Genomic DNA, 12,973 nt, shown 5'->3' on the forward strand with positions numbered 1-12,973 from the left:
TCCCTTGACGCTCATGATCATCTCCTTTGCAGATGCAGGAGAAAACCGATCAAGGGGGGTGGAAGTTGCCCCGAGCCCCGACAGTTTATTTTTGCAGCCCCATGCAACCTTGGCTCCTCCGCAGAGTTTGGCAGCGCCGCGCACGCGCACCGCATCTAGAATTCGCGACTGAACCCGAACAGGTCGGCGTCCGCATCGCCTGCCCCGCAGATCTCGCTTCGCAATATCTGGGCCGCCATCATCGAGAAGGTGATGCCGTTGCCGCCATAGCCCATCGCGGCGAAGCAGTTCGGCATGCGCGGAACACGGCCGACGGTCGGAATGCCGAGCGGGTTGTTTCCGAAACTGCCGGCCCATGCGAAGGCCGGAGCCGGATCGATCGCAGGAAGCAGTGCGTGCAGCTTGCGCTCGAGGATAGCGGTCTTGGCGGCGATCCTGGCGTCGCGCTGGTCCGGGTCCGCGATATCCTCGTCCTCGCCCCCGCAGATGACCGCGCCGTCCGGCGTCGTGCGGATGTAGAGATAGGGATCCGACGCCTCCCAGATCATCGCGGCGCCCGGCCAGATGCGCCCGGGCTGGGGCCGCGTCGCGATCACCCAGGTCGACATGATGGAGTTGCCCTTGCGCGGCACGCCTTTCAGCATCTCATAGCCCGTCGCGAAAATGACGTTGCCCGCGCGGATCTCGCCGCCACCGCCGAGGCCAAGCGTGACGCCATGTCGCGAGGGCTCGACAGCGACCACGTCGGCAGGCGCGTAGAGGCGCGCGCGCCGCGACTGCGCGATCCGCAGATAGGCGACGGCCATCCGGCGCGGATCGGCGCTATAATTGCCGAAGCCGACAATCGCGTGGCGCCCGCGAATACCGTAATGCCGCTCGAGGTCCGCAGGGCCGAGCAGCTCGATCTCGAAGCCGGCGTCGCGACGCGCATCGGCTTCGGCTGCGAGCGCATCGGGACCGAGGATATTGCCGTCGAGATAAAGCGAAGGCCTGGTCGCCGCATCGACCTTCAGTCCGAGGCGCTGGCTGCGCGAGCGAAGCGCATCCACCGCGAGGCGCGAGCGTCGCCAGATGCGCGTCGCGCGCTCGCGCCCGATCCGGGCCGTCATGTGCGAGAGCGGCATGTCGAGTTCATATTGCAGCAGCGCGGTGGAGGCCGCCGTCGAGCCGACCGCAGGGCCGCGGCGATCGACGATGACGACGTCAAGTCCCGCCTCGCTCAGCATCTCGGCGATGAGAGCGCCCGAAATGCCCGCGCCGACAACGGCAACGTCGCACGTGATGGAGCGTGTGAAGGGACGCACATCGAGAGCGGGTCGCCGCCGCTCCATCCAGATCGGGCGCCCCGTCCTGAGGTCGCGATGGTGCGTTGCCGACATGTCATCTCCATCCATGCAAGTGCGGACGGCCAGGGAAAAGGCCGTTGCCGGGACACAACGCGCCAGCCGCCGATCGCTTCCATGCGATTGGCGCGATCGCGGCTCGGAATTTCCTGCGGCAGGGTCGCTGTCAAATCCCTTGAACCGAACCGGATCCCCCGGTTCCTCATCCGCATGGGCGTGCCCGGTCCCCGGGTGCAGCGTCCGACAGCAACGTCGCCCCTTATGGGACGATACGCCCGCTCATCGCCCTCGCCCGCTCACCGTCGAGCGTCAGCCGGTAGCGCCGTCGCCCCGCGCTGACCTCGCTCTCCACCAGACCTGCCGACAGCAAGGCGGCGGCGGTGCGCGGATTGATGTCGGGATGAACGCCGCGCCATTCACCCGGACGGAAACGCGCGAGCGCAGTTTGCTGCGATGTGGTGAGACGCAGGACGGCTACGGTTTCGTGGCGCAGTTCCGGCGTCATCGGCCGGCATCCGCCCACGGCGCCCGCCGCGCCGGGGGATCACGCATCGTCTCGCATATCATGGTGGCCGCGCTTCTCGGTCAGCAGGCCGGTTTTGACAAGCCTTCCATAAAACCATTCGTCGCGGCACGGCATCGCCCCCGCCAGCCGCCGGGACGCCGGGCGATGGATCGCGCTTGAGGAACGGGCCGGCGCCTTTAGCCTCAAGGACCTGGACATGCGCGCCGACCACCCGGCAGAGAACCGACGGCCCCCTTTTGCCCGTTCAACGAGCGGAAGACGGCTTCCCTCATGCCAGGGAGCGGCACCGAGCCGGTCAATCAGATCCGTTTTGGACGATATCGCCGCCGACGCCAGGACAGCGGCGGGGATCCGGCCAAGCCACCGCCGTGCGCAAGCCGTCATGATCTGCGCGGCCACGCAACGGGCATCATCGGCGGCCCCGGGGTATCAGGGCGCCACGGCGACCAGGTCGGAAACCCTCGCACCGCGGCTGCCGGCGGACCGGTCCGGCCCTATGGTGGTGTCGATCGCGGTCTGCTTCTCCAGTTCGGCGTTCAGCTCGGCGCCCACGCACAGCAGATAAGCAAGCAGATACAGCCAGAGCAGGAAAACCACCACGGCCCCCAGCGCGCCATATGTCGCGTTATAGCTGCCGAAATGGGCGACATAGGCGCTGAACCCCGTGGTCAGCAGCAGGCCGCCCAGGGTCATCAGCAGGGACCCCGGCGTGATCCAGACCCATTTGGCCCGCGCCCTGTCGGGGGCGTATCGAAAGGTGACCGCGACCATGAAGGACATGCCGGCGCCCGCCAGGAGCCAGACGGCGGCGCGGGCGATCCAGACCAGCAGGATCGGTTGCCCTTCGAGCAGCGCCTCCATCGCCACAAGCAGGGCCGAGACACAGATCAGCGCGACGCCCGAGGCGATGAAGCCGATCGTGAAGACCAGCGTGACGAGGTTCAGGTGGAAAAAGCCGCGCGTCTCGCGTTCCTCATAGGCGATGTTGAGCGCCATGATCAGGCCCGAGGACGCCCGCATCGCGCCGTAGACGGACGTGATGATGGCGAAGAGCAGCGCCCAGCCCTTCGTCGAGGAGGCGGTCGCCACCATGTCCTGCAGCTGCCGGGCGACGATGCTCGCGACATCGGCCGGCATCAGCGAGAACAGGTCGCTCATATATCCGGCGATCGATGCGGGATCGGCGGCAATGCCGTATATCAGGACCGCCGCGCCGATCAGCGGCACGAAGGAGAGAAAGGCGAAGAAAGCGACACCTGCGGACACGAGCGAGACATTGTCCTTGCCGGTCTCGAACCACACGCGCTTCAGAATCTGCCACCAGGCCGCCCTCGGCATCGCCCAGGGCGATCGCGCGTCCCGCCCCGGGGCGCCGTCATCGAGCGCCGTCACCATCATGCCGCCTTCGGGAAGGGACGGAGTCCCCGATATCATCTGGTCCATCCGCTCTCAACGAAAGGGCGATGGTCCGGTTCAATGCCGCCCTGCTCGCCCCCGGCCGTTCACGGATCGACCGCCGACATGTCCCCGGAAAAATGTCGCTTTCTAACAATATGTCGACGGCAAGCCCGGTTAGGCGCAATGCGCGACCCGAAGAGTCCTTGTAACAGGGGGTTCTTTTCCTGGCGACCCGGACGGCATGCCGTCCGGGTCTTCCTTTCCGGCGATCCGCCCCAGGATCGCCCCGGGTGGACAATGCCTTCATCATGGCCGGGCCGGACGCGACACCGGGGACGCTTGGCCGCGTTGACAAATTGCTTCCAGCTCCATGGGAACCAATGCTTGTCGCGCGGGTGTCATGGATCGCATCCATGGCCTGATCTTGACGGGCTGGAACGGCTCGCTGCCGATTGAGGGTGACAGGGACGGGTACGAACCTGCAGGCTCCGCTAATCGGGACGGCTCGCCCGTTCCGGATCCTCGTGCTTCAATTCGCGGTCCGCCTCGTCGATCGCGCGAAGCAATTGCGCGAAACACGGGGCGTCATCCACGGCATATGCGCGCCGGAACGCCGGCCCCAGCCGCCCCAGATCATCCGCCGTCAGAAGACCGATCGCTATGATCCGTTCGCCATCCGCCAAGCGCGCCTCCTTGCCTTGTCCAATCGCAAACCAAGCTCGACGCCATTGGTGCCCTTCGGAGCGAGAGCGAAACAATCATCGGCAATGGAACCTTGTGCCTCCACGATCGCTCTGATCTGAAAGGAGATTTCCATGAGCAACTGGATCGGCGCGCTGGTGGGCGCCGCCCTCGACCGCCGCGACGGCGACAGCGGCCTCAAGGGCGCCGCGATCGGCTATGCGGTACAGGGTGTGGCACGCGTCGCGGTTCCCCTGGCGGTGACGTTCGCGATCGGATGGGCGGTGCAGAAGGGCTTCAAGACCACGATCGACCGGTTGCGCAACGGAAAGCCGGAAGCCGGCGGCGGGACGACCGCGACGGCCACGCGGCAGGCCGGATAGAAGACTCGCCCGCGCGCTTATTCCGGTTCATCCGGAAGCTGGAATCCCCTGGCTTCCAGGGCGACCGCGACATCGGCCTTGCCGCTCTCCTGAAGCGTGTTGCAAACCGAGCAGCGCCAGCGAACGGTCTGGGCGACCCGGAATGTGAAGGGTTGCTGGCCACCGCAGCCCGGTGTCGAGCATGCCAGCTTGAGCGTGTTCCTGAGTGATGGATGGACCATGAAGCCATTTAACCGGCGCTCACCCCGGACGCCAATCCATTCCGCATTTCCGGAACGTCATCCGGCCCCGGCCCGTGCGTGAAGACTTCGCCAGACGCGCCTGAACCGGCGTCCCCGGGCGACGGAACAAATCGTCCCGGCCGTCCGTATCATGGCTGTCGAGCAAATTTTCGCACGAACGGGAGGATCATCATGAGTCTGATCATCTGGCTTGTCATCGGCGGCGTGATCGGCTGGCTCGCCAGCATCGTCATGCGTACCGATGCCCAGCAAGGCATTTTCCTCAACATCGTCGTCGGCATCGTCGGCGCCTTCCTTGCCGGCCTCGTCGTCAGCGGAGGGTCGATCAACAATTCGGGTTTCGACGCCCGGTCGCTGATCGCATCGTTCATCGGCGCGGTGGTGCTCCTGGGCATCGTCAACCTGGTCCGCCGCGGATCGGTACGCTGATCGCATGACAGGGCGGCAGGCGGCGGTTTCGGGCGCCCGCCGCGCCTGACACCATCAAGCCCCGCCGATCGCGACGATGCACGAGCATCCTCGCGCGGGCAGCGGTTCGAAACCCGGGAAACCACTTCGTCGGGCTTGCCGGAGCACGCTTGAAATCGGCGAGCTCCCATCGAACCGCCCCAGCCGGCGCACGGATCGGCGGGAGGCGCGATGCACGGGCTCATGCCGAGCGGGCGCCATCGGATCTCGTCGATCCGCGCATCCGGCGCGCCGGAACCCGCGCGGAGGCACCGACGTTCAGGAGGCTCGATCACCGATCGCCGACGAAATTGGTTCGAGGGCCCTCTTCGCCCGCGGACGACGTCCCCGATCGCCTGCAGGGAGGAAATGTCATGTCGAAGCGGCCAAAGAGCACCATGAGCCCGGCGAGCGACAACGCACTCGCGCAAAACCGGCCCGGGCAGGGCGAGACCCCGGTGGAAGACCATGCCGGCAATGGCGGCGAGCTCCACCAGGATATCGCGCCAGACGCCGGGCACGACGATGCGGACGCGTATCTGACCGACAATTTCGGGCACAGGATCGCCGACAACCAGAACAGCCTGCGCGCGGGCGAACGCGGCCCGACCTTGCTCGAGGACTTCGTCCTTCGCGAAAAGATCTTCCACTTCGACCATGAGCGCATACCCGAGCGCATCGTGCATGCACGCGGATCGGGCGCGCACGGCGTCTTCGAATGCACCAGGGCCATACCGGAACTGACCAAGGCGTCGATCTTCCAGAAAAAGGGCAATAGCTGCCCGGCCTTCGTGCGCTTCTCGACCGTGGCCGGCGGCGCGGGATCGATCGACACGCCGCGCGACGTGCGCGGCTTCGCGGTCAAGCTCTATACCGACAGCGGCAACTGGGATCTGGTGGGCAACAACATCCCCGTCTTCTTCATCCAGGACGCGATGAAGTTCCCCGACCTCGTCCACAGCGTGAAGATGGAGGCTGACAGGGGCTATCCGCAGGCGGCGTCGGCGCACGACACGTTCTGGGATTTCATCGGCCTGATGCCTGAAGCCATGCACATGATCATGTGGGCGATGTCGGATCGCGCCATCCCCCGCTCGTTGAGGATGATGGAGGGGTTCGGCGTCCACAGCTTCCGCTTCGTCAACGCGCGCGGCGAGGGGCGCTTCGTCAAGTTCCACTGGAAGCCGGTGCTCGGCATCGAGTCCACGACCTGGGACGAAGCCGTCAAGATCGCCGGCGCCGATCCCGACTTCCACCGCCGCGACCTGTTCGAGGCGATCGCCGCCGGCGACCATCCGCAATGGGACCTGGGCGTGCAAGTCTTCGACGAGGCATGGGCGGCCGAGCAGCCCTATGACATCCTCGATCCGACCAAGCTCATCCCGGAAGAGGATATTCCCGTCGAGATCATCGGCCGCCTCACGCTCGACCGCAATGTCGACAATTTCTTCGCCGAGACCGAACAGGCGGCATTCCTGCCGAGCAACGTCATCCCCGGCATCGACTTCACCAACGACCCGCTCCTCCAGGGACGGCTCTTCTCCTATCTCGACACCCAGAAATCGCGCCTGGGCACCACCAATTTCCACCAGATTCCGATCAACGCGCCGAAATGCCCGTTCCACAATTTCCAGCGCGACGGGATGATGCAGACGCTGGTCCCGACCGGCCGGGCCAATTACGAGCCGAACAGCCTCGCCGAGGCCGGCGAGGCCTCCGGCCCCCGCGCATGCCCGGAGACGGGCTTTGCTTCCTTCACCGCGAACGCCGAACGAAACGACCCCGCTCAGAAGCTGCGCGTGCGCGCCGAGCTGTTCGCGGACCATTACAGCCAGGCACGGCTCTTCTACCGGTCGCAGACCGGGAACGAGCAGGCGCACATCGCCTCGGCGCTCGTGTTCGAACTCTCCAAGGTGCAGCTCGGGCATGTCCGCGCGCGCGTCGTCTCGCGGCTGCGCAATATCGACGAGGATCTCGCCCGGCGCGTCGCGCAGGGGCTCGCCATCGACCTGCCGGACAAGGCCAAAGCGGCGAAGGCGCCGATCGACATGCCCCCCTCCGACGCGCTCTCCATCCAGAAACAGGCCAGGGACACGCTCGAGGGCCGCAAGGTCGGCATCCTCTTTGCCGAAGGCTCCGACAAGGCATCGATCGACACGCTGAAGGCCGCAATCGAGAAGGCCGGCGGCAGCGTCTTCCTCGTCGCGCCCAAAGTGGGCGGCATCAAGGTGAAGGGCGGCACGCTCAAGGCCGACGGCCAGCTCGCCGGATCGCCGTCGGTGCTGTTCGACGCGATCGCCTCGGTGCTCATGCCCGAGGCGGCCGAAGCGCTTTCGAAACAGGGCGCCGCGGTCCAGTGGTTCATGGACGCCTATGGCCATTGCAAGACGATCGCGCATTGCAAGGGCACCCAGGCGCTGCTCGACAAGGCCAATGTCGAACCCGATGACGGGGTCGTGCGGATCGAGGACTTCATCAAGACCGGGGCGAAGCGCCACTGGGCGCGCGAGCCAAGGATACGCGATCTCGCCTGAGCCCGGGCGGAGAAACGCCGGCAAGGATGCCTGGCGCCATGCACGCCGCGTCCATGGCAGCGAAACCGCCGCCGGGCAAAGCGCGTTGTCTCCGGCATGTCACGCACCTGCCCCGGCCGACCGGCCGGGGCTTTTTCCTTCCGGCGGCATGATGCGAAACCGCCGGCCTGCGACGCCCCGGGCGGGACCTGCGCCGCCTTGCACTGGCCCGGCAGCGGCGACACCTCCTCCTCGCCTCTCCGATCGCGAACGCTATTGCGGCCCGGCCCCCTCGCCCGGCCCCATCAGCCGAACCAGTTTCGAGATCACATCGTGCCAGAAGATCAGGCCCTCCTCGTCGTCGCGCTCGATACAGTCGTCGACCTGGCGCTTGACGAAACCGTCGATCGCGTCGCCATGGCGCTCCAGCAGCTCGGCAGCGAAGGTCCAGCGTTGATGCTCAGTGGCCACAAGGCCGCTCCTTTCCGAGGTCCATCCGAAGCCTGCCCGGCCGGCCCTCTCACTGCTTCGTCGCGATCGCCGCGTCGATCTCGGGAGACGTGTCGCCAAGCTCGACGCTTCTGCGCCACAGGCAAGCGCCCAACGCCAGGAGCTCGGCTGCCTGCGCATCGCTCAGCGCGCCATGATGGTCGTTGAGGAAATGCGCGAGCCGCAGCACCGCGTCGGCGACGCGTTCGCAAGGCGCCTCCTCCGACATGATGGCCATGATCGCGACAAGCCCCATCCGAGCCACGGATCAACTCCATACCAATATGCGACCATAGCAGCTTTTTTTTGTGAAGTGGCCGGGGCCGCATGCCTCGATCGGTCCGCGCATCGCGACGCCCGTCAGGCAGCCAGGGCCGCGAGGCGAAGACCGGTTGCGCCTTCTACACCTGAGGCGCCTTCCATTCATTGATCCAGATTGTTGAGCGCCGGATGCCGGTGTCGTAATTTCCGGATCGCTTCGAGCCGGAGCGGCTGGGAGACGGCCATGACCTTCGACACCGAGAAAGCCTATATCGAACGGCGCCTGCGCCAGGAGCGCGACATGGCCGACCGGGCAACCGATCCATGCGCCTTTCGCACTCATATGGAGCTCAAGCGCCGGTACGAGCAGCGGCTGGCCGCCCTTCTTTCGCACCAGGAGGAAATACGCCCGGACGATGGCGCGGATCGCGAGAACAGCGCTTCCCTCCCGCTCAGTTCGGGGCCGGACGATGGAGCAGGCAGGTGAAATCCCGTCGGGGATGTGATCACGATGCCGGCGCGGCCGCGGTCGCTCCGGGATGGTCCACGCCCGGACGAAGCCGCACGACCGGCCTCTTGAAACCCGGTGCGGCCTGACTAGCTAGATCATGCCGGGCGCCGTTTTCAGGGTCCGGCAGGACATGGAGGGCGTCGGCTCTTTGTTTCCGGCGCAGCTCATGCCCCGATCGCTTCAAACGGAGGATTTGGAAATGAGGACCAATTTCGACTTTGCCCCCTATCGCCGCTCCACGGTGGGCTTCGACCGTCTTTTCGATCTGCTGGAAAGCGGGACGAGAGCCGAGGGCAGCGAGGGCTATCCCCCTTTCGACATCGCGCGCGACGGCGAGGACAGCTATCGCATCACGCTCGCGATTGCCGGTTTCCGGCCCGACGACATCGAGATCGTCGCGCACCAGAACCAGCTCATCGTCACCGGCAAGCCGCGCGAGGATGACGAGAAACGCGACTATCTGCACCGGGGCATAGCGATGCGCGCCTTCGAACGGCGCTTCCAGCTCGCCGATTTCATCGAGGTGGGCGACGCGATGTTCGAGGACGGCCTGCTCACGATCGCGCTCAGGCGCGTGGTGCCCGAAGCCATGAAACCGCGACGGATCGCGATCGCAAGCGGCTCCGCCGCGCACAGGCTCGAAGCACCGGCCGGGACGCATCAAGCCGCATGATCGCATGGGCTTGCCGGCGCCGCGCGCACCGGCAAGCCCGCAATCGCCGGCAATCGCCAGCGGCGATGAAACCAGTCCCGCGACACGGGCGTTGCCCCCCGACCTGCGGCCTTGTCCGCGTGGCGATCCGGAGAAATGACGATGTCCGAAGTGGTCAGAAAATCGGCACGGCAAAGAACCCTGCTGGGTATCGGCGGCGCGATCGGCTCGGGCGCCATCGTTGCCGCATTGCTCTATGCGCGGCGTCGCGAACCCAAGGAAGCGGCACCGGCGCCCCGCCCGCCCGACACCGACTGAACACGCCCCGGGCCCCTGACGGCGCCGCCCGGGTCCGCGCCGCCCCCGGGTCTGCGCCCGACCGGCAGCGTCGCCGTGCCTCCCCGTCCCGGGAACCGGGCCCGCACGGCCGCAACGCGTCGCAATCGATGGCCAGAACGGTTGAAATCGGACCGGGGCCGTTCCTATTATCGCCTCCGCACCCCGCGCGGGTGCAACATCCTCAACTTGGCATGGAGATGAAGATGTCCATTCACATGAGTTACCTCAAGCGCGAGCATGCCCGCCTCGACGCCGAGATCGAGCGGGCCTCGCGCGAGCGCCGTCCCGACGAGATCCTGATCGCCCGGCTGAAGACGCTGAAGCTGGCGGTGAAGGATCAGATGGCGGCCTGTCGCGAGAGCAGCGGCGACAGCCGGGCCGCCTGACGCCCCGCAGCGGCGAAGCCGGTCCGGCTTCGCCGCCCTGGCCTGCGCCGGGCCGAATGCACCGACGGCGCGTCGATCGATCGGGCCGACCCGGGCAGATAGACCCCAGGCAGATATCGGCCTCGCCCACGACCCGACGACCGGACCTGGATGACGGACGCAACCCTTGCCGCAGGCGCCTCCAGGGCGGAGGGCGGCGACATTGAAGTGAGAGGTGAGATGACGCGGAAGATGGTTCTCGCAGTGGCGGCGATGCTCGGCGCGACAGCGCTGGTACCCGCCTGCCAGAAGGCCGGCGGCGGCGACCAGTCCGCGAACGGCGCGGCCCTGGCGGCTTCGGGCGAACCGGTGCCGCTCGACCGGCTGAGCGTGGCCCCGCTGGTGCGCCGCGTATCGCCGGCGGTGGTCAACATCGCGGTCGCCCATCCCTCGCCCTATGCGCAGAACCCCCTGCTGCGCGATCCCTTTTTCCGCCGGTTCATGGGCGTGCCGGACAATGCGGTCAAACCGCGCCTTTCGGCGGGGTCGGGAGTGATCATCGATGCGGGGCGCGGACTGGTCCTGACCAACAATCATGTGGTGGGCGAGGGCTCGGCGATCATCGTGATGCTGCAGGACAAGCGCCAGTTCCAGGCCGAGGTGATCGGGATAAGCCCCGGCACCGACCTCGCGGTGCTGCGCATCCCGGCCGAACGACTGACCGCGGCACCGCTCGCGGCCGCCGATACGTCCGAGGTCGGCGACTATGTGGTCGCGATCGGCAATCCGTTCGGCCTCGGGCAGACCGTGACCGCGGGCATCGTGAGCGCGCTCGGCCGGGGCCTGACGCCGGAGAGCGGCATGGGCCTGATCCAGACCGACGCACCGATCAACCCCGGCAATTCGGGCGGCCCCCTGATCAACATGCGCGGCGAGGTGATCGGCATCAACACCGCGATCCTGGCGCCCGGCAGCGAGGGGAACATCGGCATCGGCTTCGCCGTGCCCGCCAGCGTCGTGCGCTCGGTCCTGAGGCAGGCCGACCGGGCGATCTGAACGATCGCGCGCCGGACCGACCGCCCCCTCGCGGCCCGGCAAGGCAGCAGCAGCGCCTGACCGCCCGTGGAACCAGTGCGAACGTGCTTCGTTTGCGGCCGATGACCGGAGACTCTCCCGATTTTCCCGCCGGCGCCGACAGGCGCTCCACGGCGCAACGCCTGGCGATCGCCCTGCTCGCCGTCGCCCAGATCCTCGTCACGCTTCTTCCCGCGGCGGGGCTGGGCGAACCGATCGGGGACCGGTCCGACGGCGCCCGCACGCTGATCACCCCGGCGGGCTGGACATTCTCGATCTGGGGCCTGCTCTATGCGGGCTCGCTCGCCTATGCGGTCTATCAGCTGCTCCCCGCGCAGCGGCGCAACGCCCTGATCGGCCGGATCGGCTGGGCCAGCGCCGGCGCGTTCCTCGGCAATGCGGCCTGGGCGCTCTATGTCCAGTTCGTCGCGCTGGATATCGTGTCGGTCGCCATCATCGTCGCCACGCTCTCTTGCCTGCTCGACATCTATCGCGTCTTCTCCGCTGCGGCGCCCGGCTTCTCCCGCGCCGACCAGATGCTGGTGGTCCTGCCGCTCAGCGCACTGGCCGCATGGCTGACCGCCGCGACGATCGTCAACATCGCCGCGGTCCTCGGCCATTCCGGCCTGGAGGCCGGCGAGGCGGCGCCGATGCTCGGCGGCGCCGTCATCCTCGCGGGCGGACTGATCGCGAGCGCCGCGATCTGGCGGGGACACGGCAATCCCTGGTTCGCGATCGTCTTCCTCTGGGCGCTCGCGGGCATCCACGGCGCCGGTTCGGGCAGACATGACGAGATCATGGTCGCATTGGCGCTGGCCGCGATCGCGGTCACCGTCTCGGCGCTGGGCCAGCTGGCCTCGCGCGAGAACCGGCACCGCTGGCTCACCGCCACGACCTCCGCCCGGGCGGGCGGGCGGCGATGAGGCCCCGCACCCGCCCGATGCCGATGGCGGTCATGGCGCTGGCCGCCATCGCCACCCCGGCTTTCGCCGAGGACGGCGAGCCGGAGAAGCGCCGCACGCGCATCGGCCTGGGCGCCCAGCTCGTGCCGAGCTACCCGGGCGCCGACACGTTCAGCGTGCGGCCGCTCGTCGATATCGCGAGGGCCCGGGGCGACCGGCCGTTCGAGTTCGAGGCCCCCGACGAGAGCTTCGGATTTCCGGTGTTGCGCGAGGGCGGTTTCGCGTTCGGCCCGGCACTGGGCTTCGAAGGCAGCCGCAAGGCGCGCGAGGTCGGCACGGCCCTGCCCCGGGTGGGGTTCACGTTCGAGGCGGGCGCGTTCGTCCAATATGCCCTTTCGGAAAGCCTGAGGCTTCGCGCGGAAGTGCGAAAGGGACTTGGCGGTCACAAGGGCCTGATCGCGAACATCAGCGCCGACCTGGTGAGGCGCAAGGGCGACGACTGGCTCTTCTCGATCGGCCCGCGGATCACGATCGCGGACAAGGCGCATCATCGCGCCTATTTCTCGGTGGCGCCCGCCAATGCCGCGCCCTCCGGCCTGCCCGCCTATTCCGCGCGCGCCGGCGTGCAGGCCGTCGGCCTGACCGCGGGCCATATCGCGCAACTGACGCGGCGATGGGGCCTTTACAGCTACGCCAAATATGACCGGCTCGTCGGCGACGCGGCACGCTCGCCGATCGTGCGGCGGCACGGCGCGCGCGACCAGTGGAGCGGCGGTCTCGCGCTCACCTACAGCTTCGGCGGGCGCTGATCCCCGGCACACGATCGCGCCGCCGGACAGGCAGGGCG

At 67.4% G+C, this 12,973-nt stretch carries 17 protein-coding genes; 10 read left to right on the forward strand and 7 right to left on the reverse strand.

What is annotated here, in order from left to right; translation table 11 throughout:
* Positions 1-155 precede the first annotated feature (155 nt).
* From K7G82_RS13350 to K7G82_RS13365, 4 genes are all read right to left on the reverse strand, one after another.
* Complete coding sequence (locus tag K7G82_RS13350; protein ID WP_246623543.1) at positions 156-1,379, reverse strand: NAD(P)/FAD-dependent oxidoreductase; 1,224 nt, start codon at positions 1,377-1,379, stop codon at positions 156-158.
* A 223-nt stretch (positions 1,380-1,602) separates the two neighbouring features.
* On the reverse strand, positions 1,603-1,848 hold the full coding sequence (locus K7G82_RS13355; protein WP_222990407.1) for a hypothetical protein: 246 nt from the start codon (positions 1,846-1,848) through the stop codon (positions 1,603-1,605).
* Between the two features lie 450 nt (positions 1,849-2,298).
* Complete coding sequence (locus tag K7G82_RS13360; protein ID WP_222990408.1) at positions 2,299-3,312, reverse strand: YihY/virulence factor BrkB family protein; 1,014 nt, start codon at positions 3,310-3,312, stop codon at positions 2,299-2,301.
* Positions 3,313-3,758: 446 nt separating this feature from the next.
* A complete protein-coding gene (locus tag K7G82_RS13365) occupies positions 3,759-3,950 on the reverse strand; it encodes a hypothetical protein (RefSeq protein WP_222990409.1) in 192 nt (63 codons plus the stop codon).
* A 132-nt stretch (positions 3,951-4,082) separates the two neighbouring features.
* On the opposite strand from K7G82_RS13365, the gene K7G82_RS13370 reads away from it, so the two are divergent.
* Positions 4,083-4,331 carry a hypothetical protein gene (locus K7G82_RS13370; protein ID WP_222990410.1) on the forward strand — a complete coding sequence of 83 codons (249 nt, stop codon included), beginning with the start codon at positions 4,083-4,085 and terminating at the stop codon, positions 4,329-4,331.
* Positions 4,332-4,348: 17 nt separating this feature from the next.
* Here K7G82_RS13370 and K7G82_RS13375 read toward each other — a convergent pair whose 3' ends face one another.
* On the reverse strand, positions 4,349-4,552 hold the full coding sequence (locus K7G82_RS13375; protein ID WP_222990411.1) for a hypothetical protein: 204 nt from the start codon (positions 4,550-4,552) through the stop codon (positions 4,349-4,351).
* A gap of 192 nt (positions 4,553-4,744) precedes the next feature.
* Between K7G82_RS13375 and K7G82_RS13380 the strand changes: the two genes are divergently transcribed.
* Both K7G82_RS13380 and K7G82_RS13385 read left to right on the forward strand, forming a co-directional pair.
* On the forward strand, positions 4,745-5,002 hold the full coding sequence (locus K7G82_RS13380; protein ID WP_222990412.1) for a GlsB/YeaQ/YmgE family stress response membrane protein: 258 nt from the start codon (positions 4,745-4,747) through the stop codon (positions 5,000-5,002).
* 392 nt (positions 5,003-5,394) lie between these two features.
* Positions 5,395-7,554 (forward strand): catalase, encoded by a 2,160-nt coding sequence (locus tag K7G82_RS13385; protein WP_246623544.1) that lies wholly within the window; start codon positions 5,395-5,397, stop codon positions 7,552-7,554.
* A 252-nt stretch (positions 7,555-7,806) separates the two neighbouring features.
* On the opposite strand, the gene K7G82_RS13390 is transcribed toward K7G82_RS13385, so the two are convergent.
* The gene (locus K7G82_RS13390) at positions 7,807-8,004 is read right to left on the reverse strand and encodes a hypothetical protein (RefSeq protein ID WP_222990413.1); all 198 of its coding nucleotides are present in this window, start codon (positions 8,002-8,004) and stop codon (positions 7,807-7,809) included.
* Between the two features lie 49 nt (positions 8,005-8,053).
* Positions 8,054-8,287, reverse strand: coding sequence for a hypothetical protein (locus tag K7G82_RS13395; RefSeq protein WP_222990414.1), 234 nt, complete (start codon positions 8,285-8,287; stop codon positions 8,054-8,056).
* 240 nt (positions 8,288-8,527) lie between these two features.
* On the opposite strand from K7G82_RS13395, the gene K7G82_RS13400 reads away from it, so the two are divergent.
* From K7G82_RS13400 to K7G82_RS13430, 7 genes are all read left to right on the forward strand, one after another.
* Complete coding sequence (locus K7G82_RS13400) at positions 8,528-8,770, forward strand: hypothetical protein (protein ID WP_222990415.1); 243 nt, start codon at positions 8,528-8,530, stop codon at positions 8,768-8,770.
* Between the two features lie 223 nt (positions 8,771-8,993).
* Positions 8,994-9,467, forward strand: coding sequence for an Hsp20 family protein (locus tag K7G82_RS13405; RefSeq protein WP_222990416.1), 474 nt, complete (start codon positions 8,994-8,996; stop codon positions 9,465-9,467).
* A gap of 141 nt (positions 9,468-9,608) precedes the next feature.
* Complete coding sequence (locus K7G82_RS13410; RefSeq protein WP_222990417.1) at positions 9,609-9,764, forward strand: isopropylmalate isomerase; 156 nt, start codon at positions 9,609-9,611, stop codon at positions 9,762-9,764.
* 224 nt (positions 9,765-9,988) lie between these two features.
* A complete protein-coding gene (locus K7G82_RS13415; protein WP_222990418.1) occupies positions 9,989-10,171 on the forward strand; it encodes an HP1242/YdcH family protein in 183 nt (60 codons plus the stop codon).
* Between the two features lie 219 nt (positions 10,172-10,390).
* A complete protein-coding gene (locus tag K7G82_RS13420; RefSeq protein WP_246623545.1) occupies positions 10,391-11,206 on the forward strand; it encodes a trypsin-like peptidase domain-containing protein in 816 nt (271 codons plus the stop codon).
* 101 nt (positions 11,207-11,307) lie between these two features.
* Complete coding sequence (locus tag K7G82_RS13425) at positions 11,308-12,147, forward strand: hypothetical protein (protein WP_222990419.1); 840 nt, start codon at positions 11,308-11,310, stop codon at positions 12,145-12,147.
* A complete protein-coding gene (locus K7G82_RS13430) occupies positions 12,144-12,935 on the forward strand; it encodes a MipA/OmpV family protein (protein WP_222990420.1) in 792 nt (263 codons plus the stop codon). The genes K7G82_RS13425 and K7G82_RS13430 overlap by 4 nt, the downstream gene beginning before the upstream one ends.
* Positions 12,936-12,973 lie beyond the last annotated feature (38 nt).

This window comes from Sphingomonas colocasiae (assembly GCF_019880585.1).
In the GTDB taxonomy this organism is placed as follows: Bacteria; Pseudomonadota; Alphaproteobacteria; order Sphingomonadales; family Sphingomonadaceae; genus Sphingobium_A; species Sphingobium_A colocasiae.